At 60.6% G+C, this 22,257-nt stretch carries 18 protein-coding genes; 4 read left to right on the top strand and 14 right to left on the bottom strand.

Translation table 11 applies throughout. From position 1 onward, the window contains the following. Window positions 1–70 precede the first annotated feature (70 nt). The 3 genes from MRBLMR1_RS22445 to MRBLMR1_RS22435 are packed head-to-tail and all read left to right on the top strand — an operon-like array spanning window position 71 to window position 3,613. A complete protein-coding gene (locus tag MRBLMR1_RS22445; RefSeq protein ID WP_148146652.1) occupies window positions 71–994 on the top strand; it encodes an ABC transporter permease in 924 nt (307 codons plus the stop codon). Window positions 995–1,000: 6 nt separating this feature from the next. Further along, complete coding sequence (locus MRBLMR1_RS22440) at window positions 1,001–1,849, top strand: ABC transporter permease (protein WP_148146653.1); 849 nt, start codon at window positions 1,001–1,003, stop codon at window positions 1,847–1,849. Window positions 1,850–1,879: 30 nt separating this feature from the next. Then, window positions 1,880–3,613, top strand: coding sequence for a M14 family metallopeptidase (locus MRBLMR1_RS22435; RefSeq protein ID WP_500066300.1), 1,734 nt, complete (start codon window positions 1,880–1,882; stop codon window positions 3,611–3,613). A 76-nt stretch (window positions 3,614–3,689) separates the two neighbouring features. Here the strand turns inward: MRBLMR1_RS22435 and MRBLMR1_RS22430 are convergent, their stop codons facing one another. The 14 genes from MRBLMR1_RS22430 to MRBLMR1_RS22365 form a co-directional block, all read right to left on the bottom strand. Beyond that, on the bottom strand, window positions 3,690–5,501 hold the full coding sequence (locus tag MRBLMR1_RS22430; RefSeq protein WP_500066298.1) for an ABC transporter ATP-binding protein: 1,812 nt from the start codon (window positions 5,499–5,501) through the stop codon (window positions 3,690–3,692). Continuing rightward, window positions 5,498–6,262: a DUF1028 domain-containing protein gene (locus tag MRBLMR1_RS22425; RefSeq protein ID WP_500066296.1), complete on the bottom strand. Its 765-nt coding sequence runs from the start codon at window positions 6,260–6,262 to the stop codon at window positions 5,498–5,500. Before MRBLMR1_RS22425 ends, MRBLMR1_RS22430 begins: the two co-directional genes overlap by 4 nt. A 4-nt stretch (window positions 6,263–6,266) precedes the next feature. Next, window positions 6,267–8,051, bottom strand: a complete 1,785-nt coding sequence (locus tag MRBLMR1_RS22420) for a gamma-glutamyltransferase family protein (protein WP_404946278.1) — start codon at window positions 8,049–8,051, stop codon at window positions 6,267–6,269. Window positions 8,052–8,090: 39 nt separating this feature from the next. After that, window positions 8,091–8,963, bottom strand: coding sequence for an ABC transporter permease (locus MRBLMR1_RS22415; RefSeq protein ID WP_183685509.1), 873 nt, complete (start codon window positions 8,961–8,963; stop codon window positions 8,091–8,093). Between the two features lie 10 nt (window positions 8,964–8,973). Next, window positions 8,974–9,921: an ABC transporter permease gene (locus MRBLMR1_RS22410; RefSeq protein ID WP_148146659.1), complete on the bottom strand. Its 948-nt coding sequence runs from the start codon at window positions 9,919–9,921 to the stop codon at window positions 8,974–8,976. A gap of 93 nt (window positions 9,922–10,014) precedes the next feature. Beyond that, on the bottom strand, window positions 10,015–11,523 hold the full coding sequence (locus tag MRBLMR1_RS22405) for an ABC transporter substrate-binding protein (protein ID WP_148146661.1): 1,509 nt from the start codon (window positions 11,521–11,523) through the stop codon (window positions 10,015–10,017). An 83-nt stretch (window positions 11,524–11,606) separates the two neighbouring features. Continuing rightward, window positions 11,607–12,380: a FadR/GntR family transcriptional regulator gene (locus MRBLMR1_RS22400; RefSeq protein ID WP_500066293.1), complete on the bottom strand. Its 774-nt coding sequence runs from the start codon at window positions 12,378–12,380 to the stop codon at window positions 11,607–11,609. 232 nt (window positions 12,381–12,612) lie between these two features. Next, window positions 12,613–13,737 (bottom strand): M24 family metallopeptidase, encoded by a 1,125-nt coding sequence (locus MRBLMR1_RS22395; RefSeq protein WP_500066291.1) that lies wholly within the window; start codon window positions 13,735–13,737, stop codon window positions 12,613–12,615. Between the two features lies 1 nt (window position 13,738). Beyond that, entirely contained in the window at window positions 13,739–14,959 is a 1,221-nt protein-coding gene (locus tag MRBLMR1_RS22390; protein ID WP_500066289.1) for a M20 family metallopeptidase, read from the bottom strand. 35 nt (window positions 14,960–14,994) lie between these two features. Continuing rightward, complete coding sequence (locus MRBLMR1_RS22385; protein ID WP_500066288.1) at window positions 14,995–16,626, bottom strand: dipeptide ABC transporter ATP-binding protein; 1,632 nt, start codon at window positions 16,624–16,626, stop codon at window positions 14,995–14,997. A gap of 10 nt (window positions 16,627–16,636) precedes the next feature. Further along, entirely contained in the window at window positions 16,637–17,461 is an 825-nt protein-coding gene (locus MRBLMR1_RS22380; protein ID WP_500066286.1) for an ABC transporter permease, read from the bottom strand. Next, on the bottom strand, window positions 17,454–18,401 hold the full coding sequence (locus tag MRBLMR1_RS22375; protein WP_220326432.1) for an ABC transporter permease: 948 nt from the start codon (window positions 18,399–18,401) through the stop codon (window positions 17,454–17,456). Before MRBLMR1_RS22375 ends, MRBLMR1_RS22380 begins: the two co-directional genes overlap by 8 nt. Window positions 18,402–18,469: 68 nt before the next feature. Then, the gene (locus tag MRBLMR1_RS22370; protein ID WP_500066284.1) at window positions 18,470–20,017 is read right to left on the bottom strand and encodes an ABC transporter substrate-binding protein; all 1,548 of its coding nucleotides are present in this window, start codon (window positions 20,015–20,017) and stop codon (window positions 18,470–18,472) included. A gap of 32 nt (window positions 20,018–20,049) precedes the next feature. Beyond that, window positions 20,050–21,366 (bottom strand): M20 family metallopeptidase, encoded by a 1,317-nt coding sequence (locus tag MRBLMR1_RS22365; RefSeq protein WP_500066282.1) that lies wholly within the window; start codon window positions 21,364–21,366, stop codon window positions 20,050–20,052. 114 nt (window positions 21,367–21,480) lie between these two features. On the opposite strand from MRBLMR1_RS22365, the gene MRBLMR1_RS22360 reads away from it, so the two are divergent. Beyond that, window positions 21,481–22,245, top strand: coding sequence for a GntR family transcriptional regulator (locus MRBLMR1_RS22360; RefSeq protein ID WP_148146675.1), 765 nt, complete (start codon window positions 21,481–21,483; stop codon window positions 22,243–22,245). Window positions 22,246–22,257 lie beyond the last annotated feature (12 nt).

Raw genomic sequence — 22,257 nt, 5'->3', positions numbered from 1 at the left:
GCGATTTTTCTGTCAAATCGCTTCGCCCGCGTTGCGGGCGAAGCTGAACTTCTCTTTTAGGAACTAGAACTTGGCCGGTTTCCTCATTAAGCGACTGCTACAGGCGATCTTCGTCGTTATCGCCATCACTCTCGTTGTCTCCTTCGCCATTCGCCTGACCGGTGATCCGGCAGTGACGATGTTTCAGGGCGGTGGCAGCATGACGGAGGACGATCTTGCGCGCATTCGTGCAGCGCTCGGCACCGACCAGCCGTTCTTCGTGCAATATCTCAACTTCCTCAAGGGTCTGGTCACGCTCGATTTCGGTCGCAGCTTCTCCGGCGGCACCTCTGTCTCACTGCTGATCGGCCACGCCCTGCCCGCCACGCTGCTGCTCGCCTTCATCTCGATGTTCGTGTCGATCGCGCTGTCTATCCCACTCGGCATCAAGGCCGCCACCTCGCGCGGCAAGGCCGCTGACCAGGCGATCCGTATCTTCTCGCTAATTGGCCTGTCCTTCCCGAATTTCTGGCTGGCAACCATGCTGGTCCTACTTTTCGCCATCACGCTCGGCTGGCTACCGCCAAGCGGCATGTCTGGCTGGGCAAGCTATGTCATGCCGGCTGTCACCATGGGCGTCATCCTGACAGCGACCAATGTCCGCCTCGTGCGCACGTCGATGCTGGAAACCCTGCAATCACAATATATCATGGTGGCCCGTGCCAAGGGGCTTTCCGAAAGCAAGGTTCTCTACAAGCACGCGCTGCGCAACTGCGCCATTCCGCTGATCACCTATTTCGGCCTGCAATTCGGCGGCCTGCTTGGCGGCATCGTCGTCATCGAGCGCGTCTTCAACTGGCCGGGCATGGGTACGCTAGCCTTCGATGCCGTTGGCGCACGCGATTTCCCGGTGCTCCAGGCCGTCATCACCGTTCTGTCGCTGATGATCGTCGGCATCAACCTTCTGGTCGACATCGCCTATGGCCTCGTCGACCCGCGCATCCGCACGGAGTAACCGACCATGGCTTCCAAAACCTCCCGCCTGTCGCGCTTCGCGAACCTGGAATTTATTCTCGGTGCAGCACTGACCATCATCATCTGCCTCGCCGTGCTGTTCTCCGACCTGCTGTTTCCCGGTGGCGCAGACAAGATCGACCTGATGGCACGTCTGGCAAAGCCCTTTGCGTCAGCGGCGCATCCGTTCGGCACCGATCCGCTTGGGCGTGACGTGCTGGCCCGTGTCGTTGCCGGCGGCAAGATCTCGCTTCTGGTCGGTTTCACCTCCGTCATCGGCGCCGTCATCTTCGGCGTGGTGGTCGGCCTGATCGCCGGTTACTATCGCGGCTTCTGGGACATGCTGGTCATGCGTTTTGCCGACCTGCAGCTCGCCATGCCGTTCATCCTTCTCGCAATCACCTTCATCGCCATCGTCGGCGGCAGCCTGACGAACACGATCATCCTGCTGATCGTGTCGCAATGGGTGCAATATGCCCGCCTCGTGCGCGGCTCCGTCCTGACGCTGCGCGAGCGTGAATTCATCCTTTCGGCGCGTGCCATCGGCGTGAAGGACTGGCGCATCATCTTCCAGCATCTTCTGCCGAACCTGATCGGCCCGGTAATCGTGCTGATGACGCTCAACGTCGCCAACAACATCCTGCTTGAAAGCAGCCTGACCTTCCTCGGCCTCGGCGTTGATCCGACCATTCCGAGCTGGGGCGGCATGCTGGCCGACGGCCGCACCTATCTGCAGACCGCATGGTGGGTCAGCGTCTTCCCGGGCCTCGCCATCTTGCTCACCGTGCTTGGCCTCAACCTGCTCGGCGACTGGCTGCGCGACAGCCTCGACCCGACCGGTCGCACCTCAAGATAAACACTTCGATACACAGCAAGGCATGACACCATGACCACGATATTCGAGACTTCAATCGAGCGTACTCTTGAAACTCTGGTCACCGGTGCCAAGCCCGGCCTCGCTTTCGAAGCCTGGACATTTGACGATACAAAAAGCCGCCGTGCCACCGAGCAGGCGCTGAAGGACAACGGCATCACCGCCCGCATCCGCAGCGCCTACAAGCCGCTTCTCTTCACCTTTCTGGAAGAGATCGACCTTACCGGCGTGACGGAAATCGAGGTGCGTTATCCGGTACATGCCAATGCCCCGGCAAACCGTTTCCGCCTCGAAGCTTATCCGCTTGCATCGCTCGTTGGTGACGCGAAGATCGAATTCATTGCCCGCGAGGACGGTGAGTTCTTTTACGACGTGACGCTGACCCGCAATGGCCAGAGCGAAACGCTGAAAATTCTCGTGCCGAACCGCGTCCACGAAGATGTCGTAGGCGAAACCAATGTCTCGCCAACCGGCTGGTATCGCGCCGAAGGCGATACGACCGGCGAGCGTCTGGAAACCGATTACGAGCGCCTGTTCCACGGCGCAATCAACGCGGTTGCCGGTTACGATTGGGGCTCCACCGAACCCTATTTCGAAGAGCTGAACATTCGCGTCGCGCACCCAGCCGAAGACATGGACCTGCCGGTCGGCGACGAAGTCGTCAGCCTGCGTGAAGCCCTTCACGAGGATTTCTACTTCTCGCTGCTTGAATTTTTCCAGAAGAAATCCGGCCGCCCGCTCGGCGACCGTGGCCTGAAGCCCGGTCAGATCGTGCCGGAAATCATTCAGAGTGCTGGTGATATCAACATCCGCGTCGAAACCCGGCCTCTGACGACCGGTTTCCTCGACGGCAAGGAACAGGCGATCGATACAGCCATCGAACCACCGGCTGCCGCACAGATGGCCAAGCTACTGGCCGAGATCGGTGGTGAAGAGTTTACCGCCAATTCCCGTTCCGGCCGCATTCTCAAGGCTCACTACGTCAAGGGCAGCGAAGCGGCCGTCATGATCAGCGGCGGCCAGCATCCGAACGAAACGACCGGCATCGTCGGCGCCATCCGCGCCGCACGCGTGCTGAAAGAACGCGCCAACGCGCATTTCACCATCTCGCCGCTAGAAAACCCGGATGGTTACGCGCTGCACCAGCGCCTGCGCGTCGACAACCCGCGCCACATGCACCACGCCGCCCGTTATACGGCTCTCGGTGACGACCTCGAATACCGCACCCGCGAAAATTCAGGCGAGCACCTGAACGAGAAGGCAATCCGCTTCAAGGCGCAGGAAATCAGCGGCGCGAAACTGCATGTGAACCTGCACGGCTACCCGTCTCATGAATGGACACGCCCGCTTTCAGGTTACGTGCCGCGCAATTTCGCCATGTGGACATTGCCGAAAGGCTTCTTCCTCGTGATGCGCCACCACGCAGGCTGGACGGAACAAGCCGAAGCCATGCTCGACCACGTGACACGGCATCTCGGCGCCATTCCAGGCATTCTCGACTATAACAACCGCCAGATCGCGCTTTACGAAACCCATGCCGGCGAAACGGGTTTCCGCATCATCAACGGTTTCCCCTGCCTGTCATCGATCGACGACCGCCACACCGTGCCGCTGACGCTGATCACCGAATATCCGGACGAGACGATCTACGGCAACGATTTCATCACCGGCCACACGGCACAGATGGAAACCGTCATTTCGGCCTACGAATCCTGGCAGATGCTGCAATCAAAGGCATCGGTCTGACAGCCAGACCAGACGGGACGGACGGAGGCTCGCGGCCTTCTGATCCGCATCGTCTGCCATAATCAGATCGGCTGGATCAGCCGATCTGTACCACATGTCCGGGTGACACTTCCTTGTATTCCCGCTTCGGCGGCTCATAACCCATTGCCCGCACCGGGCTCTTCAGCTCGTCGTTGGAAATGCCGCGACGGATGCCGCGTCGCGCCGGGTCCGGCACCGGTACTGCGGACATCAGCTTCTTCGTATAGGGATGCTGCGGATTGTCGAAGACCGCCGCGCGCGGCCCGATTTCGACGATCTCGCCCAGATACATGACCGCAACCCGATGGCTGACCCGCTCGACCACCGCCATGTCATGGCTGATGAAAAGGAAGGCGAGGTTGAGGCTCTGCTGCAGATCGAGAAGCAGGTTACAGACCTGTGCCTTGATCGAAACGTCGAGCGCCGAGACGCTTTCGTCGGCGACGATCACCTTCGGGTCGAGAGCCAGCGCGCGGGCGATGGCAATGCGCTGACGCTGGCCGCCGGAGAATTCGTGCGGATAACGGCTCGCCATATCGGCGGAAAGACCGACCTTTTCGAGTAGATCCGCCGTTTTTTCCTTCGCCTGTTTTGCCGTGCCCAGACGATGTTTGATGAAGGGTTCGGAGATCGCCGTGCCCACCGTCATGCGCGGATTGAGCGAGGAGAACGGATCCTGGAAGATCATCTGTACCGACTTGCGCATCTGCCGCAGACCCATCGTGTCGAGCCGCATGACGTCATAACCGTCGAGCGCAACGTCACCTCCGGTCGGTTCGACGAGACGCATGATCGAACGACCGGTCGTTGACTTGCCGCAGCCGGATTCGCCGACCAGCGACAGGGTTTCGCCCTGGAAGAGATCGAAGGAGACGTTTTCGACCGCATGGACGGCACCCGTCTGACGCGACCAGAGGCCGGAACGGATCGGGAAACGGGTGACGAGGTTCTTCACCTCTAGAACCGGACGCTTCGACAGGACGACGGTATCGGCCACCTCTACCGGTTCGGCCGGTCTACCCGTCTCGGCGTCAAGAACCGGGAACCGTGTCGGCCAGTCGTGCCCCTGCATCGAGCCGAGCTTCGGTACCGCCGAGAGAAGTGCCCGCGTGTACGGGTGCTTGCCGCGGTGGAAAATCTCCTCGGTCGGGCCGGTCTCGACCTCGTCGCCGCGGAACATGACGATGGTGCGGTCGGCGATTTCTGCAACGACACCCATGTCATGGGTTATGAACAGGACGGACATGCCCTCCTCTTCCTGCAGCACCTTGATCAGGTCGAGGATCTGCCCCTGAATGGTCACGTCGAGTGCGGTCGTCGGCTCGTCAGCGATCAGCAGCTTCGGCCGCGAGGCGAGCGCCATGGCGATCATCACACGCTGGCGCATGCCGCCGGAGAACTGGTGTGGATATTCATCGAAACGGCCGGCAGCATTGGGGATGCGAACCTTTTCGAGTAGCCGGATCGTTTCGGCACGGGCTTCGGTCTTCGACATCGCCTTGTGTCTGACGAGAACCTCGGAGATCTGCCTTCCGATGGTAAAGATCGGGTTGAGCGAGGTCATCGGCTCCTGAAAGATCATCGAGACCTCATTGCCGCGCACCGCCCGCATCTCCTTTTCAGACAGCGCGAGAAGATTGCGGCCATTCAGCATGACCTCACCTTCTATGCGGCTGGTTGCCGACGCCAGAAGACGCATCAGCGACAGCGAAGTGACGGACTTGCCGGAGCCACTTTCGCCGACGATGGCGACAGTCTCACCCGGCGCAACATCGAAGGACATGTTGCGGACAACGCTCTTCCATTCTCCATCGACGAGGAAAGAGGTCGAGAGGTTCTTGACGGACAGGACGGGAGCTTGGGTCATAGAGGTTTCCAGGGTGTAGCAAAGGAGGCGGGGGCACGGCCTTCCGCGTCGCGGGCAGCCTCGAGGGCAGCAATTTTCTGATCGATGACCGAACGGTCGATCATGCCATGTGGATTGTCACGGGTCGGCATGGTCTCGGCCACATGGAGATACCGCTCCTGCGCCACGGCATAGAGCCGGCGCAGTTCCGCAAGTGGCGCTGCGTGATCGTCGGCATGAATGCGCAGCCACGGATAATCCTGATCGCGATAGATGACGATCGCCGCCGACTGTCGCCCGCGCTTATCGCCGCCTGCCGCCTCGCCTGCATCCATCGCGTCGAGCAAGCATTCGGCCATCGGCATGCCGGAGGCTGCACGGTCTCTGTAGACCCGCAGCGTCTCTGCTATGACTTCAGGCCCGATAAGCATGTTTCCGGCGACGGAAACATTCTCCGCGACCAGATGGCCCGCCCAATCAACGCATTTTTCGCCCGTGAAGGCAGCGTTGCGGCCCTGACCGTCGATCAGATGCATCTGGCGCTGGCGATGGCCGTCGTCACGCGCGGTCAGCGTCGCAATGATCTCCTCCGGTGCAAGCCCCTCTTCGAGGAGCTTGAGGCCATCGGTTCCGTAGATCGGGCTGACAAAGGCCTGGGTGGCGATTGCCCCCACTCTGCCTCTGATATGCGGCACCGCGCAGCCGACCGCGAAAAAGCGGCTGGCAACTGCAATACCGAAATCTCCCGTTTTGGGATCACGTGCGACGATCGACCAGGTCATGGTGTCAGCGTCCTATCGCATAGGCCTGCATCAGGCGCGGAGTTGCGGCAGCCCGCAGCAGGCCATCGGCATCGCGGCGGGCGGCTGTCAGGCGACCGACCGACCACGCGTCGGCAACCTTGACCTTGTGGCCGCGGCGGCGGAGTTCTTCGAGCGTTGCTTCGCCGATTGTGCTTTCCACCATGATCTCGCCCGGCGAGCTGGTGCGCGGATAGAACGAGCCCGGGAAATGGGACGTGTGGAAGAGCGGCATGTCGATCGCCGCCTGCAGGTTCTTGCCGTGATGGGCATACCGCAGGAAGAAAGGCAGCTGCCATTGGTCCTGCTGGTCGCCGCCCGGCGTGCCGAAAACCATAGAGGGCTTGCCCTGATGCAGCGCCAGCGACGGGGTCAGCGTCGTGCGCGGACGCTTGCCCGGTGCAAGCGAAGTCGGCAGGCCGTCCTTCAACCAGAACATCTGGGCGCGGGAATTCAGCGCGAAACCGAGCCCCGGCACGATCGGCGAGGACTGCAGCCAGCCGCCCGACGGCGTGGTCGAGACCATGTTGCCCCAGCGGTCGATGACGTCGATATGGACGGTATCGCCACGCTTTTCGGTCAGGTGCGACATGGTCGGCTCGTAAACTGTGCCCGTGCCGCTCATCTCGGCCAGCATCGCCATGGTCGCGTCGACCTGATGCTCGTAACCCGGCACTGTACCCGGGCGAAGGTCGAGCGAAGCCGTCGAGCCGATCAGCTTGCGTCGCTCGGCATTATAGCCTTCCGAGAGAAGATATTCGGTCGGGATCTGACCAAATTCCGGATCGCCGTAATAGACCTCTCGGTCGGCGAAGGCGAGTTTCATCGCCTCGACCACCGTATGGACGAAATCCGGGCCAGACGGGTCCATGGCGGCAAGATCAAAACCCTTCAAGAGCGCGAGCGACTGAAGAAGCACCGGCCCCTGCCCCCAAGCCGGCGTCTTGGCGATCGTCCAGTCCTGATAATCCAGCGTCTGCGGTGCTTCGACGGTGGCGCTCCAGTTCGCCATGTCTTCAGCGGTCAAGACACCCTTGTGCTTGGAACCGCTCGCATCCATGACTTCGGCGGTCTTGAGGTAGCTATCGATCGTTTCCGCCACGAAGCCGCGATAGAAGGCGTCACGCGCCGCCTCGACCTGATTTTCGCGGCCGGTCCTGGCTTCCGATTCCGCGATGATGCGCTTGTAGGTCTCGGCCAAGACCGGGTTCTTGAAATTGGCATGTGCTTCCGGTGCCGAACCACCCGGTAGCCAGGTTTCGTAGGAGGTCGGCCATTCCTTCTTGAAGAAATCGGCAAGGCCCTTGATCGTATTCGACACGCGCGGCAGCGTCGGATGACCGTGCTCGGCGTAATAGATCGCAGGCTCCAGAACCTCGCGCACGCTCATCGTGCCGTAATCGCGCAGCATCAGCATCCAGCCGTCGAAGGCGCCGGGGATGACCGTGGCAAGCAGACCGTCGCCGGGGATCAGCTTAAGACCTTCCGACGTGTAATGCTCGATCGTGGCACCGGCCGGAGCCGGGCCCTGTGCGCAGATGACCTCAACCTTGTCGGTCTTCTTGGAATAAAAGACAGCCGGCATGTCGCCACCCGGACCGCAGAGGTGCGGCTCGACGATCTGCAAAACGAAGCCGGTGGCAACAGCGGCGTCAAAGGCATTGCCACCCTTTTCGAGGATGGCCATGCCGACGGCGGATGCGATCCAATGCGTGGAGGTAACGACGCCGAAGGTGCCGAGGATTTCGGGGCGAGTGGTAAAATCGGACATTCTTGGAATTCCCTATGAGATTTCAGGCTTCGCCCAGTCTTAGGCTTCGCGAGGATCGAGTGCGTCGCGCAGGCCGTCGCCAAGCAGATTGAACCCGATGACGACGAGGAAGATTGCGATACCAGGCCACATGGTCATCCAAGGTGCCTGGCTCAGAAAGTTCTTGGCGGTGTTGAGCATCGAACCCCAGCTTGGTGCTGGCGCCTGCTGGCCCAGCCCGAGGAAAGAAAGGCTTGCTTCCGCGATGATCGCGGTCGCCACCGTAAGCGTTGCCTGAACGATGATCGGGGCAAAGACATTGGGCAGGATGTAGCGGGTCATGATGTCGAAATGGTTCAGGCCGATCGAACGAGCGCCCTCGACATAGTCCTCCGTCTTGACCGCAAGCACCTGGCCGCGGGTCAGCCGCACGAAGATCGGCATGGCCGAAAGACCGATGGCGATCATCGCATTGGTCAGGCTCGGGCCGAGAAAGGCGGCAAGCGCAATCGCCATGATGAGAAAGGGCATGGCAAGCAGAGCCTCGGTGACACGCGAGATCACCATGTCGACCCAGCCGCCGAAATATCCGGCGAGCAGGCCAAAGGGCACGCCGATCACCACGGCGATCAAAACCGAGACGACACCAGCCATCAGCGAGGCCTGCGCGCCGTAGATCATCCGCGAGAGAATGTCGCGTCCGAGATCGTCAGTGCCGAGCCAGTGGGCGGCGGATGGTGCCTTGCGGATCGCGCCCCAGCTTGTGGCAATTGGATCGGCGATCGGCAGGATCGGAGCGGCGATGGCGAGAATGGCGAAGAAAAGCACGATGATCAGGCCGGCAAGGGCCGACCTGTTGCGCTTCATCTTCTTCCAGGCGCGGCTCTCCTGTCGCTTGGCGGGGATGGAGACGGTTGAGTTGATGGAAGTCATATCGTCGTCCTCAGATAGTCGCCCTGAGGCGCGGATTGAGCAGGACATAGGCAATGTCGGCGAGAAGGTTCATCAGGATGAAGCCGACGGCGGTGCACAGCACGATGCCCTGGACGACGGCATAATCGCGGGTGAACACGGCATCGACGGTCATCTTGCCGAAGCCCGGAATGGTGAAGATCTGTTCGGTCAGGACGGCACCGGCAAGCAGCTCGCCGAAGAGCAGCGCCAGAAGCGTGATGACCGGCAGAAGCGCGTTGCGGAAACTGTGCGACAGGATGATTTCGCTTGGCGACAGCCCTTTGGCGCGGGCGGTGCGGATATAATCGGAGCTCAAAACCGCGACCATGGCCGAGCGGGTATGGCGCATCAGGGTTGCGGCAAGCGCGTTGCCAAGCACGAAAGCCGGCATGATCATCGTCTGGATGGAGCGGACCGGATCGACGAAGATCGACTCGTAACCGGAAGCCGGAAGCCATCCGAGCTGCACTGAGACCAGCAGGATCAGCATGATGCCCAGCCAGAAATTCGGGATGGAGAGGCCGGAAAGCGCCACGATATTGGCGGTGTAGTCGATCCAGGTATTCTTCTTCACCGCAGCCAGAATACCGATCGGGATGCCGATGATCATCGCGAAGAACATCGCCATGACGGCAAGCTGAATGGTGACCGGCAGTTTCTGTCCGATCAGTTCCAGCACAGGCTGGTTGGTTCTGAGCGAAATGCCGAAATCGCCTGTCACGACGCCGCCCAGCCAGTTGAGGTACTGAATCGGCATCGGATCGTTGAGACGATATTTCTCGCGCAGGAATTCGATCGTAGCCGGATCGCGTTCTTCACCGGCCATGGCCAGAACCGGGTCACCGGGCAATAGCTTCTGCAATGAAAAGACGAAGATCGAAATGATCAGCAGCGTCGGGATCGCGACCAGTAGTCGCTTGCCGATGTAAACAGGCATGGCATCGCCCTCGTTCAGGCTAGGTCTCGGTATGGTCAGTGTGGGCGCCGCACGAGGAATGTCCCCGTGCGGCTGCCTTTATGAAATTAGCGATCAGTCCTTGCTGACGCCGAGCAGACGGATCATGCCGTCCGGCGACGGAGCCCAGCCCTTGACCTTCTTGGAAAGGGCGTAGGCATAAGGCTGGTGGCCGAGGTAGATGATCGGCATGTCCTCATCGAGGATCGTCATGGCCGCGTCATACTTTTCCTTGCGGACAGCGTCATCGGTTGAGGCGCGGGCCGCGTTGAGCAGCTCGTCGACCTTCGGGTTGCAATATTTCACGTCGTTAATGCCGCCCTTGCAGGTGACGAACTGGTGAATATTGCCATCCGGATCGATACGGCCGGACCAGTCCGAACGGGACAGCTGATAGTTGCCGGCGGTCTGTTCGGAAAGAAGCGTGGCGAATTCGGTTGCCTTCAGCGTGACGTTGAAGCCGGCTTCGGCCACCATCGACTGGATGACCTGCATCATCTGCGTTTGGGTGGTATTGTTGGCGTGCTGCAGCTCGATATCGAGCTTCTCATAGCCCGCTTCCTTCATCAGCTGCTTGGCCTTTTCTATATCGCGGGCCGGAACCGGGATATCCTTGTCGAACCAGGGACTCGACGGCGGGAACGGCTGGTTGCCGGCCTTGGACGTGCCTTCGAAAACGATCTGGCCGATTGCTTCGCGATCGATCGCCAGCGAAAATGCCTGGCGCAGGCGCTTGTCCTTGCCCAGCGGATTGTCCGCACGCGGGCCGTTGCCGATGTTGACATACATCGCCATGTAACCCGGACCGATGACGTCGGCATAGGTGAGGTTCGCGTCGTTCTTCACCGATTCCGCGTCGGAAGCGGAAATACGCTCGGCCATGTCGAGATCGCCCGAACGCAGGTTGGCGAGCTTCACGGTCGTGTCGGGGATCGGCAGGTAGGTCACCTTGTCGACCAGAACCTTATCCTTGTCCCAGTAGTCGGCGAATTTTTCCAGCACAATACGATCCTGCTGGATACGCTCGACGAACTTGAACGGGCCGGCGCAAACCGGCTTGGAGCCGAAATTGGCGCCGAGTTCCTTGGCAGCCTTCGGCGCAACGATCATGCCGGCGCGATCGGAGAGCTGGGCAAGCAGCGTCACGTCAGCGGATTTCAAGGTGAACTTGACTTCCAGCGGACCGGTTGCCTCGACCTTGGCGACCGAGGAAAGCTCGCTCTTGCGGCGCGATTCCGGCAGCGTCATGTTGCGTTCGATGGTGGCGACAACGGCTGCAGCATCGAGCACTTCGCCGTCATGGAACTTGACGCCATCACGGATCTTCATCGTCAAAACCTTGCCCTCTTCGGACCAGGCCCATTCGGTGGCGAGCTGCGGGACGACCTTCATGTCCTGGTCGATATCGACAAGCTTGTCGCACATCGCGGTATAGACGATGCGGCCGACAAAGGTGCGCGACTGGGCAGGATCCAGCACGTCCGCGTCGTCGTTGAGACCGATGCGTAGTTCAGACGACATGGCCGGCATGGCCATCAAGGCACTGGCGAGCAGCGCCGCACTCAAAGCGGTAATTCTCTTCATGTTCTATCCTCTGGTCTGACTATCTTTGACGTTATTTTTCTTGTTGGCCGGCCCGACGGGCCAGGCGGTCTTCAGTCGGCGGATCACGAGGCGGCGCTGATGTCGCCTCCGTCGGTTTCCTCCGTATCGGACGACGACACCGCCGAAGCAGTGTCGTCGAGAAACTCAAGTGAGGTGGCGCGGATCAGGCGCTCCTGGTGCATCAGAAGGTGCTGGCGCATGGCTTCGCCCGCCCGCCCGGGATCCCGGGCGGCAATCGCATCGACGATCGCCATGTGCTGTTCGTAAGAGGTTCGCCCATTGGTTCCGGTGCGCCGGGCGCGTTCGCGGATGGACTGCCATGCCTCGTCCTGACGAACGCGGTTGACCAAGTCGAAAATCGACAAGAACAGGCCGTTGCCAGCGCTCTGGGCGATCTGGCGATGCAGCGAACCGTCCCAAAGCTCCTTGGAATCGGCATCCGTGCTCTGGCCGGTCTTTTCAGCGAGAGCGCGCATCCGCTCGATCTCGGAAGGCTTGGCACGCATTGCCGCAAGTTGCGCAAGCTGCGGCTCGATGCGAAGGCGAACCTCCATGATTTCCATGAAGTCGGTACCGGCAACCAGTTCATCGACCTGAGCAGACCAGCCATCCGGCTTTTCACCCAGAAAGGTTCCGGCTCCCTGACGCCGCCAGACCAGCCCCTCCGCCTCCAGGACTTCCAGCGCACGGCGGACTGCCCGACGGCCGACATTCAAGGTCTCCGCAAACGCCCTTTCCGTCGGCAGGCGGCCATCTTTCGCCAGTTCTTCATTGCGGATGAACTCGCGAAGCCTCGCCAGCGCAAAGTTGGAATTGTCGTTAGGGTTTGCAGTCAACTCGCACTATTTGGTCGAACCAATTGTCTATTGGTTCATCTTGGAGGATTTTTCTCACGCCCGTCAAGCCATTTTTTAGGCTTCGCCAACCATCGCTCAAAATGTAAGCAAACAAGGTTAGTTGGTCCGGCAGTCTTCAACCTGCCGCCACATCTGCACAGCAAAACGCCAGCATCTCGGGTGAGGCGCCGGCAAGGTTGCAGACATCGGAACTGGTGCCGGAGACGGTGTTTCAGACCGTTGCGCGCATGATGACGCGTGGGGACTTTGTGAGGCGAATACCGCCCTGCTTGGCGACCACCACGGTTTCACTAAAGCCGAGGCCCTGCGCTGTGGCATAGAGATGGAAGACCATGCCTTCCTCCAGCGGCCAGTCGGATGTCGGCAGGAAGGTGCCGGAAAGGTCACTGGTACGCGGGGTCCGGGTGTAGAGACCGAGCGTATAGGCAGTGACATTGTCGTAGACCGGCCGCAGGCCGGAATCGAGCGCGCCGTTGCGCATGATCGCGTCGACATCGCTGGCGATAGCGCCGGGTTTCATCGCAGCGATCTGCAGATCCTGTAGCTCGATCAGCTTCCCGGCAGCGGCTGTAAGCGCATCCGATGGCTTGCCCACCACGATCGGCCGCATCATCCGCGCGCCGTAATTGCCGACGCGTGGAATGAGCTCGACATGCAGCACGTCGCCCTCCTCGATCGCCTCGGTCTTGAACACGCCGTGAAGAAACTCATGGCTGCCGGAGGCCTTGACCACCGGACCGACCTCACCGGTATCGGCGCCCTCGCGCAGGAACACACCTGATGCAATGGCGGCTGCATCGCGCGTCGTCATGCCGGGCTTTGCCTGTCTTGCGATCTCCGCCATCGCCTTATCGGCAATTTCGGATGCCTGGGCAAGAACGGCAATCTCTTCCTCGGATTTCACCCAGCGCAGGCTGTCGCTCAGGCCGGGCATCGGCACGAAAATGGCTTCGGGCAGAAGCGCCTGCAGCCGCATGAAAGTGGCGGCACTCATGCTGTAGGAATTTGTATCGAGAGCAATCCGCGCTCTGCCAAAACCGTGGTCGCGGATGCTTGCGGTAACGGCCGACTGCGCTTCATCGGTATCGGCAAAGCCGACGACATCGGTAATCCAGCTCTTCTCCCGGCATGGGGCTTCATCGAGCGCACGCAAACAAAACCAGGCTTCACCTTCGCGCGGCAGGAACGCCGCGCGATACATGGTTTCGGAGACAGTATAGCCCGTCAGCCATGCGAGAAGTTCGCCGCTGTCGACGAGAAGCAGATCGGCGCCAGAAGACGCCATGGCGTCCCGGGCGAGAGCGATACGACGATCATATTCCGCCCGGGAGAACATCTTATGCCACCTCGCAGATATCGAGGATGGTCAGCATGTAGACGCGGATCATGTCGAGGAAGTCGATGATATCGACGCGCTCGTCCGGCATGGTGTTGTACCGGCCACCCGGACCGCAGACGATGCCTTCCATGCCAAGTTCATGATAGAGATGGCCAGCATCGGTGCCGTAGAAACGCGTGGGGGTGATAGCACCGGTTGGCTGCTTTTCGCCGCGAACGGCTTCGTAAGCGGCATTGATCGACTTGACGATGCGGCTATCCGGCGAAACCTCGAAAGGCGGCATCAATGGGCGGCCTTCGATCATGTCCGGAACCAGCTTGGCCTGAAGCCCGGGGAAGCGGCCTTCGAGCAGACGCAGCTCCTTTTCGACGTCTGCCAGCACGCTCTCCTGCGTCTGGCCCGGCGCATACCGCAGCGAACCGCGCAGACGAACGAAATCGGCCACCTGCGGCGGACGCCATTCGGCGAAGTCGCGGCCGAGCGCGCCATGCACGACACCGACATGGCCGCGGTTGATCGAGCGATGCGCATCGCTCTTGGCGCCGCTGAAGGTCATCGCATTGATGCGCGGAATGATATCGCAGGCCGCTGCAATCGCATCGACGGATTCTTCACGCTTCGAAAGATGACGCGTATCGCCAGTCAGTTCGATGACATAGCTGAGTGCCGCCGCATGCATGGTGACGGCAACGAGGTCGCTCGGCTCGCTGTTGATGAAATAGTCGGCCTTCACGCCGCTCCTGATCGCAGCCAGCGTGCCGACGCCGCCCTGCAATTCGCCAACGACGAAGGTCAGGACCACATCGCCCTTCAGCTTGACGCCCGCATCGAGCAGTGTCTTCACCGCGCAGAAATAGGCCGCATCACCGGCCTTCATGTTGGACACGCCGATGCCGTAGATGAACTTGTCGTCGACGAGGCCCGCGTAAGGATCGACCGTCCAGCCTTCGGTCACCGGATTGGTGTCGAGATGGCCGTTGAACAGCAGGCTCTTTCCGCCGCCCTCACCCTTCAGGTGACCGATCGTGTTGAAGCGGCGGCCTTCGTCAAACGCCTGAAGCTCGGCCTCGACGCCGATCTTTTCGAGTTCCTTGGCCATCCAGCGGGCGAGATCCTTCTCGCCTTCGGTCTCCGAATGGCTCTTGTGCTGGACCATTTTCGACAGGAAATCGAGGCAGGCCTTTTCGTCGATCCGATCCACGAGGGACTTCGGGTCCATTGTCATGCTCCTTGATGCAGTATCACTGGTATTGGTCATTGAAATTGGGCGGCCGCGCGCGGCACCGCTTCGATCAGCCGGCGGGTATAGTCGGCCCGATCAGGGCTATCGATCTCGTCTGCCTTCACCACCTCGATCAGGTCGCCGCGATACATGACGGCGATCCGGTGGGCGATCTGGCGGATAAGGTTGAGATCGTGGGTGATGAAGAGATAGGCCGTGCCGCTCGCCTTCTGCAGTTCGAGCAGCAGCTCTACCACGGAAGCCTGAACTGAAACGTCGAGCGCCGAGGTGATCTCGTCACAGATGACCAGCTTCGGCTTCGAGGCAAAGGCACGGGCAATTGCCACACGCTGTTTCTCGCCACCGGAAAGCTGGTGCGGATAACGGTTGGCATGGGTGCGTGGCAGGCGCACCTGTTCCAGCATGTCGCCGACCTGCTTTTCGAGATCGCTCCCATCACCGAACAGTTTCAGCGGCCGCGAGAGGATCTCAAAGATCTTCTGGCGCGGATTGAGCGAGGCATCCGGATGCTGGAAGATGATCTGCACGTCCTTGCGATAGGCATTGTCCATATCGCCGAGATGCCGGATCTCACGCCCGTCGAACCAGATCTTGCCTTCGAACCGGTTGAGGCCTGTCATGGCCTTGGCAAGCGTCGACTTGCCCGACCCGCTCTCGCCGACGATGCCGAGAATCTCACCCGGATTGACGCTGAGGCTGATCGCGTTATTGCCGGTAACACGATCGGTCTTCTTGCCGGTCAGTGCCGCGAGGAACGACTTGCGGCCGAAATGCACGCTGACATTCTCGACCTTCACCAGCGGCTTTTCGGCCACGACCACATCCTCCTTCACCAGACGGTGAGCCGGGTCAGGAACGGCATCGATCAGCTCGCGGGTATAGTCCTGCTGCGGATTGGTGAAGATGTCGCGGACCGGGCCCTGCTCGACGATATCGCCACGCTTGATCACGGCCACGCGGCTTGCCGTGCGGGCAACCAGCGCCAGATCATGCGAGATATAGAGCGAAGCGACACCCGTCTCGGCCTGCAACTCGACGAACAGATCGAGGATCTGCCGCGAGGTAATCACGTCGAGCGCCGTGGTCGGCTCGTCGAAAATGATGCATTCCGGGTTGCAGGCAAAGGCGGATGCGATGACGACACGCTGCTTTTCGCCGCCGGAAACCTCATGCGGCATGCGGTGCATCATCTGCCCCGGCGTCTTCAGCCCCACATGCGCAAGCCGTTCCTCGCCTTCCTTCCACGCCTGCTGGCGGGTCAGACCGCGATGGCGGATGAGAACCTCCGAGAGCTGTGTCCCGAGCGACAGCGTCGGGTTGAGCGACGTGCTCGGGTCCTGAAACACCATGCTGATACGCCGGCCGCGGATGGCCTCCATCTGCCGTTCGGATTTATCCAGCAGGTTGTCGCCGCCGAGCAGGATGCGACCGCCCGGTTCACGGGCATTTTTCGGCAGGTAGCGCATGATCGACCATGCGAGCGAGGTCTTGCCTGAGCCGCTTTCGCCGACGAGGCCGAGGATTTCGCCGCGGTTGATGGCGAGATCGATGTTTTTCAGCGCGTGAAACGTGCCGTTAGCGGTCTCGTAATCCAGCGAATAGTTCTCGATGGAGAGCACCGGCTTGTTCTCGGTATTTGTCATGGGTGTCACCTCAGGTCCGCGGATTGAGGGCATCGCGGAGACCGTCGCCCAGAAGGTTGAAGCCGACGGCGACGATGGCGATCGCCACGCTCGGCCAGATCAGGATGCCGGCCGACAGATGCATGTAACGACGGGCTTCCGAGACCATCAGGCCCCATTCGGCCGCCGGCGGCTGTGCGCCGAGACCGAGGAAGGAGAGCGTCGCAAACAGCATCACGGCAAACGAGACACGAATGGTCATCTCGACGATGATCGGCGCGATCACGTTCGGCAGCATTTCGCGGCGGATGATGTAGGAAGAGCTCTCGCCGCGGGCGATCGCCGCATTCACATAGTCCTGCTTGCGCACCGACAGCGCCACGCTTCGGGTGATACGGGCCATGCCGGGTGCGAATGCGATGGCGACGGCAACCAGTGCATTGATCGTGCTGGAACCGAGAAGGTTGACCACCAGCAGCGCGAAAAGCAGGCTCGGGATCGACATGACCGCATCGATGGTGCGCATGATCAGCTCATCGGCGCGGCCGCCGAGGAAGGCGGACGCAGTGCCGATCAGGGCGCCGATCAGCGTGCCGGCAATGGTGGCGAGGACCGCCATGACGACGGTGGCGCGCGCGCCGATCAGAAGCCGGCTAAAAATGTCGCGACCATACTGGTCAGTGCCGAGCCAGTATGTCAGGCTCGGTCCCTTGTAGCGGGCAAGCGGCGACAGCTTTTCCGGATCGTAAGGAGCAACCATCGGGCCGAACACGACGATCGCGAGGACCAGCACCACGAGAAAAGTGCCGATCGCGCCCTGAGGCGTCTTCAGCAGGCGTTTCAAAAACTCAGTCATACTGGATCCTCTTGTCGAGCCAGGCATAGAGGATGTCGGCAATGAAATTGACGATCGAATAGGTGGCAGCCATGATCAGCACACCGGCCTGGATGGCAGGCAGGTCACGCGCCTGGATGGCGACGATCAGCTGGCGTCCGATACCGGGAATGGCGAAGATTTCCTCGACGACAATAACGCCGCCGAGAAGATAACCGACATCGAGCGCGACGATGGTGATGGTCGGCAGAAGCGCATTGCGCAACGCGTGGTGGCGCAGCACGTGACCGCGCGACAAGCCTTTCAGCCTCGCGGCGCGGATATAGTCCGTATGCAGCACATCGACGAGTTCGGAGCGCACCATGCGGGACACGTGGGCGATCAGGATGATCGAGATGACGCAGACCGGCAGCACCAGATGCGCGATACCGCCGAAGAAATCCTCCGTCAGTGGCACGTAACCGGTCGGCGGCAGCCATTTCATCCAGTCGGCAAAGAGAAGAACGGCGATCGTCGCCGTAACGAATTCGGGAAGTGCTACGCCGGCATAGGAAATCAGGCTCACCACCATATCGGCGATCTTGCCGCGACGGATGGCGGCGATGATCCCGAGAGGAATGGCGAGGATAAGCATCAGGCCGATCGAGAAGAATGCCAGAATGAGGGATCGACCAAGCGCTTCGAACATGGCGGGGCCAACCGGCTGGCCGGTACGCAGCGACGTGCCGAGATCCCCCTGCACGACATGCCAGAGCCAGGTCGCATATTGCTGCCAGATCGGCTGATCGAGGCCCATCGTCTGGCGCAGCGCGTCGAGCGCTTCCGGGGTGGCGTTTTCGCCCAGCATCATCACCGCCGCGTCGGCGGGCAGGATCTGGGTAATGGCAAAGACGATCAGCGACACGACAAGAAGCGTGTAGACGATCATCACTAGCCGCTTGGCTATGTAGTTCGGAGACAGGGGCGTGTTCCTTGGTCAAGAGGGCCGGACGCCATCATGGCGCCCGGCGATATTGGCGGTCGGATGAATCAGCCGCGCTTCGGTGCCTTGTCGGAAAGCGAAGCGTAGTCGAGGCGATAGACGGATGCGCGCGGATGGGCTTCGAAACCTTCGACCCAGCTGCGCTTGGCGGCCAGAACGTCGAAGAAGGACGGGATGATCGAGGGCACTTCCTCGTTCATGATTTCCTGTGCCTTGGTGTAAAGCTCGGTGCGCTTTGCCTCGTCGGTCGTGCCGCGGGCTTCGCCGACCAGCTTATCGAATGCCTTGTTGTTCCAGCGCGTCTCGTTCCAGGCCGCATCGGACGTGTAGAGCAGCTTGAAGATGCCATCCGGGGTCGGCTGCATGTTGTAGAAGCCGACGTAGAACGAACCCTTCTTCCATACCTGCTCCAGATAGGTCGCATGCGGCATGGTCTGGACATTGATGTTGATGCCGGCTTCCTTGGCCATTTCACGCAGTGCGACGGCAAGCTGGGTGCGCACCGCCGGGCGGTCGGAGGCGATCAGGGTTGCTTCGAGACCATTCGGGAAACCTGCCTCAGCGAGAAGCTTCTTGGCTTCGGCGATATTGGCCTCACGCTGTTTGACCTGTTTGAAGAAACGGTAGGACGGGTTGAGCGGCGTGTCGTTGCCGATCGTGCCAAAACCTTCGGTGACGAAACCGACCATGGCTTCGCGGTCGACGGTGAGCGCAATGGCGCGACGGACGCGCGGATCGTTGAACGGTGCCGTGTCGCAACCGAAGTTGATGTTGCAGAACTGGCCCGACGGCGTACGCAGCGTGGTAATGCCGTCATTGCCATCGACGCGCATGAATTCCGGCGGCTGGATGGTGGAGATGATGTCGATATCGCCGGACAACAATGCAGAGCTTTCAGCCGACGTATCCGGGAAGACATGCACTTCGACGCGGTCGAGATAGGGGCGTGCCGGGTCGTAATACTTTTCGTTGCGTTCGACGACGATCAGACGATCCGGCTCGTAGGAAACGAGCTTGAAAGGGCCGGTGCCGACAGCCTTGGTCGACAGGCTTTTCAGGTCGCCGGTGGCGATGGCGGCCGGAATGATACGGGCATTCGTATAGGCCATCGAAACGGGCAAGTCGGCATAGCCGCCGGAAAGCTTGAACAGCACGGTCGCATCGTCAACGGCAACGATATCGGCGATCGGGCCGACATTGTTGCGGCCCGGCGAAGCCGTTGCCGGATCGAGGATCGCCTTGAAGGTCGCGACGACATCCTTGGCGGTGAAGGCGGAACCGTCATGGAAGGTGACGCCAGTGCGCAGCTTGAAGGTCCATTCGGTCAGCGCATCATTGGCCGTCCAGCTCTCGGCCAGATCCGGCTCGACAGACATGTCGACGCGTAGGCGCGTCAGATTGCTGTAGAGCAGCTCAGTGACGAGATATTCCGGGTTGACGCGAGTAAGCAGCGGATGGATGACGCTTGCCGCCTGGTCGACAGAGATCTTCAGCGTGCCGCCCTTGGCCGGCGTCGCTTGGGCAAAGCTCATCGAAGGTGCTGCAAGGATGGCGGCGGTGCCCGCGAGGAAGAAGCGGCGTTTCATTTCCAGCATGTTTCAGTTCCCTTGGTTATTTGCTGCGGTTTTCAGGAATGGCGTATTTCTGGGATCGAATCGGCGGCAAAATCCGCCGCGAGATAGGCGAGAATGCTTTTGGCGAGCGCGATAATGTCCTGTCGCGTCGTGTGTTCTTCCGGGCTGTGGATGCAGCTTTCCGGCCGGCCGAGGCCGCCGAGCAGCACTTCCGGGCCAAAACCTGCCTTCTGCACGTAACCGAAGTCCGAGCACGAGGCCGCGCCCCATTTGGCAAAGTCTTCTTCGCCGTAGCCGAAACCTTCCGACAACGCCTTCTGCCAGCGCGGCCAGTGCGGCCCGTCCGGATCGTCGGTCGGGATCAAATGCCCGACGAGGTCGACGGCCAGCTTGAGATCGGTTCCATCCAGGCAGGCGCAGATCGCGGTCTCGATCTCGGCGCGCGCCGCTTCATAATTTTCTTCCGGCGCATAACGACGCGAAACAAGGATCTTGATTTCTGCCGGCACCTGCCCGCCCGCCGTCCCGCCATTGACCGCCGCAATCGTCAGCGATGGCCGAAGCGGGCCGGTCGCATGCGGCGGCGGCGCGAGCTTCGATTCCCGCTCGGCGACGGTGGGCTTCAGCGCAGCAAGAGCGTTCAGCACAGGCAGCGCGCCCTCGATGGCGTTGACGCCTGCGCCAGTCCTGTTGCCCTCCCCGGCATGAACCGCATGACCGGTGATCGTCACTTGCAGATTGAAGATACCGAAACAGCCGGCCCAGACACGCGGCGCAGCCGAGCCGTTGAAATTCAGGATATGGCCCTTCAACATGCCCTGTTCAGCGAGATAGCGGATGCCCGGATAAAGGCCGCCTTCCTCATCGGTGCAAAGCAGCAGCATCGGATCGTAGGCAAGCGGCACGCCGCATGATTTGGCGGCGCGCAGCGCCAGAAGCGTTGCGGCGATCGTGCCCTTCATGTCGGCAGCGCCCAAACCATAGAGATTGTCGCCCTCGATCGTCAGAGAGAGCGGGTCGCGCGTCCAGCCGGGAGCAACCGGAACCGTATCGACATGATAATAAAGACCACAGACCGGCTTGCCGCTCTCGCGTGTCGCAACCAAGTTCGTACGCTCGCCGGATGCCGGACCACCGGCAACATGCCAGAGGTCGCGCGGTACCGTCACACGCTCAAAATCAAAGCCGAGCGGCGTCAGCAATTCGCTCATCAGATCGGCAAATGGCCCATAGCCTTCGCCTGGCGGAAAGGACGTATCGACCGCAACCATGCGTGACAAATCCTGAACCGCGATCTCGACATCGCGCTCAATCGCTGTCATGGCAGACTTAAGAGGGGCGTGATGAAGATCGGGCTGCGGCACGGTCATTGTGGTATCCTCGGCCTCCGGCGCTCGCCTCCTCAGCTTGCGCTTTAATATAAACTATATAGTAATACTGCGTAGATCGGGATAGCGAGTCAACTCCAAAGAAGAGGCAAATAATTGCCGGAATTGCCCAATATATCATCAGATGCCGGAAAGCTCGGCGAGCTTTCATTACCGCTTTATGAAGTGGTTAAGCGGCAGATCACGGAAGCGATCATGATCGGCAAACTTGAGCCTGGGTCGGTTCTGCCTAGCGAAGTGGCATTGTCGCAAACCTACGGGGTCGCCGTCGGCACCATCCGTCGCGCCCTCATGGATCTCACCAATGACGGCATCCTCAGCCGCCGCCGCAAGACCGGCACGGTCGTCACCGGCCGCAAGCCGCAGCACAGCCTTCGCCTGTTTTTCCAGTATTTTCGCCTTCACGGCCTCGATGGATCGCTGAGCAAGTCGGTAACAACGGTGACCTCACTTGATCATGCGACGGCATCCGCAGATGACGCTGGAAAGCTGCAGATCGAAAAAGACGCGCCAATCGTCCGTTTCCATCGTTTCAGAAGCATCGATGACCGACCGATCATGCACGAGACGCTCACCCTCTCACGCGAAAAGGTGCCGAATTTTCCGGAGAGGAAAGAGGATATTCCGTCGCTGTTTTACCTGCATCTTCTGGAACATCACGGCCTTCGCATATCTGCGGTGCGCGAACAGATCGGCGCTGATCTTGCCAACGAGGATGATGCCCGCTGGCTGGATCTGAAACTGCCGGCAGCCGTGCTCACCATCGATGAAATCGCCTATGACCAGATGGCAGTGCCCGTGCTGATTTCGGCGCACCGGGCAACGACTGCCAACCATCGTTATGTCAACGAAGTCCAATGATCTCGACGCCGG

The organism is Neorhizobium sp. LMR1-1-1.1 (assembly GCF_040675795.1).
In the GTDB taxonomy this organism is placed as follows: domain Bacteria; phylum Pseudomonadota; class Alphaproteobacteria; order Rhizobiales; family Rhizobiaceae; genus Neorhizobium; species Neorhizobium cellulosilyticum.
Note: the sequence above shows the minus strand (reverse complement) of the source record. Positions and strands in the feature narration are given on the sequence as shown.

What these genes read in the sequence shown, in the direction of transcription:
- MRBLMR1_RS22440 (WP_148146653.1), top strand. Translation starts at nt 1,001, where the DNA reads ATGGCTTCCAAAACCTCCCGCCTGTCGCGCTTCGCGAACCTGGAATTT.
- MRBLMR1_RS22370 (WP_500066284.1), bottom strand. Translation starts at nt 20,017, where the DNA reads ATGCTGGAAATGAAACGCCGCTTCTTCCTCGCGGGCACCGCCGCCATC.
- MRBLMR1_RS22415 (WP_183685509.1), bottom strand. Translation starts at nt 8,963, where the DNA reads ATGACTTCCATCAACTCAACCGTCTCCATCCCCGCCAAGCGACAGGAG.
- MRBLMR1_RS22365 (WP_500066282.1), bottom strand. Translation starts at nt 21,366, where the DNA reads ATGACCGTGCCGCAGCCCGATCTTCATCACGCCCCTCTTAAGTCTGCC.
- MRBLMR1_RS22390 (WP_500066289.1), bottom strand. Translation starts at nt 14,959, where the DNA reads ATGGACCCGAAGTCCCTCGTGGATCGGATCGACGAAAAGGCCTGCCTC.
- MRBLMR1_RS22385 (WP_500066288.1), bottom strand. Translation starts at nt 16,626, where the DNA reads ATGACAAATACCGAGAACAAGCCGGTGCTCTCCATCGAGAACTATTCG.
- MRBLMR1_RS22410 (WP_148146659.1), bottom strand. Translation starts at nt 9,921, where the DNA reads ATGCCTGTTTACATCGGCAAGCGACTACTGGTCGCGATCCCGACGCTG.
- MRBLMR1_RS22425 (WP_500066296.1), bottom strand. Translation starts at nt 6,262, where the DNA reads ATGACCTGGTCGATCGTCGCACGTGATCCCAAAACGGGAGATTTCGGT.
- MRBLMR1_RS22420 (WP_404946278.1), bottom strand. Translation starts at nt 8,051, where the DNA reads ATGTCCGATTTTACCACTCGCCCCGAAATCCTCGGCACCTTCGGCGTC.
- MRBLMR1_RS22380 (WP_500066286.1), bottom strand. Translation starts at nt 17,461, where the DNA reads ATGACTGAGTTTTTGAAACGCCTGCTGAAGACGCCTCAGGGCGCGATC.
- MRBLMR1_RS22395 (WP_500066291.1), bottom strand. Translation starts at nt 13,737, where the DNA reads ATGTTCTCCCGGGCGGAATATGATCGTCGTATCGCTCTCGCCCGGGAC.
- MRBLMR1_RS22430 (WP_500066298.1), bottom strand. Translation starts at nt 5,501, where the DNA reads ATGACCCAAGCTCCCGTCCTGTCCGTCAAGAACCTCTCGACCTCTTTC.
- MRBLMR1_RS22435 (WP_500066300.1), top strand. Translation starts at nt 1,880, where the DNA reads ATGACCACGATATTCGAGACTTCAATCGAGCGTACTCTTGAAACTCTG.
- MRBLMR1_RS22405 (WP_148146661.1), bottom strand. Translation starts at nt 11,523, where the DNA reads ATGAAGAGAATTACCGCTTTGAGTGCGGCGCTGCTCGCCAGTGCCTTG.